We start from the raw sequence: 1,328 nt of genomic DNA, 5'->3' as shown, positions 1-1,328 counted from the left end.
CGGGCTGCCCGCCGCGGGCCCGGCGGTGATCCGCACGTCGGGACGCGTCGACGTCAGCGGCACGCCGCCGAACGTCGCGCCCGCCGTCGTGATGTCGGCGTACGCGGCGCCGACCGGGGCGGCGTCCACCGACGTGCGCCGGAGCGCGAGGCCGAGCGCGTGGGCCGCGTCGTAGCCCTCGAGCGACGACGACGCGAGGTGCAGCGACCGGGTCGCGCGGAATCCGTCCACGGTGATCCCCTGGAAGACGGGCAGCGCGTCGCCCGCGGCCGTGCCGTAGCTGGAGTCGACGACGATCGGGTACTTCGCCTCGTCGACGCACACGTCGCGGTACTCGACGTCGCGCACCGGGCCTCCGACGCCCGCCGCGCTCTTGATGCGGATGCCGCCCGCCGCGACGCTCAGGGCGCCGAACGCGTCCCGGCCGCTGACCGTGTCGTCCGCCACGAGCACGTCGCTCACCCCGGCCGTCGTCTCGCTGCCGATCGAGATGCCGTGGGTGCCGAAGAGGTGGTCGCCGACGATGCTGATGTGGGCGGACGGCGCGCTGCCCGCCTTGATCGCGATGCCGTCGTCGCCGGCGCTGATCCACGAGCGCGCGATGGTCACGTCGGTCGCGCCCGCCGGGTCGATCCCGTCGGTGTTGCGGGCGGAGGAGGGGCTCCGGATCACCACGCCCCACACCGTGAGGCCGACGCCGTGGTCGAACGACACGTGGATGCCGGGCGACGAGACCAGGTCCACGTCGTGGAGGGTGACGTCGTCCGCGCGCGTCGCGACGACGAGCCGCCGCACGTTCTGCCGGCCGCCCTGCTTGGCGGCCGCCGCGAGCTGCCACCAGGTGGTGGTCCCGCCGAGGATCTGCGCGTCGCCGCGGCCGTCGATGCGGCCCCGGACGGCGCCCGGCTCCCCGCTCGAGGCGATGCCCGAGTGCGAGGACAGGGAGATGAACGGCCGGCAGCCGTCGCCGCCCCCGCCGATGGTGCCGCAGCGGGGCCGACCGGCCACCTGGTAGTCCGTCGCGTCGCGGGACGCGGAGAGCACGGCTCCCGGATCCACGAGCAGCACCTCGCCCGCCCGCACGGTGAGGGGTCCGCTGAGGAAGCTCGCGGAGGTGCCGGACGCCGCGAGCCGGACGGCGCCGCCCCTGCCCGCGCAGGCGTCGAGGGCCGCCTGGATCCGCGGCCCGTCCGGGGCCTGCGCCTCGTCCGCGGCCGACGCCTGGCGTCCGCTCATGTGGACCTCGGCGGGGACCGTGGTGCAGACGGCCGGGGCGTGGGGCTCCGTCACCGCGCGCCGGTCGCCGTGGACGGCGCCGCCGAGGAGCG

Annotated in this window: 1 protein-coding gene; it reads right to left on the bottom strand. The window is 76.6% G+C overall.

Annotation, left to right across the window (positions count from 1 at the left end):
- Positions 1 to 1,328 (bottom strand): glycosyl hydrolase family 28 protein (locus Q6969_RS15710; RefSeq protein WP_317231278.1); only part of this gene is annotated, 1,328 nt, incomplete at both ends.

It is taken from the genome of Clavibacter sp. MX14-G9D (genome assembly GCF_032917815.1).
Classification (GTDB): Bacteria; Actinomycetota; Actinomycetes; order Actinomycetales; family Microbacteriaceae; genus Clavibacter; species Clavibacter michiganensis_K.
This window is presented reverse-complemented; position numbering and strand designations above follow the sequence as displayed.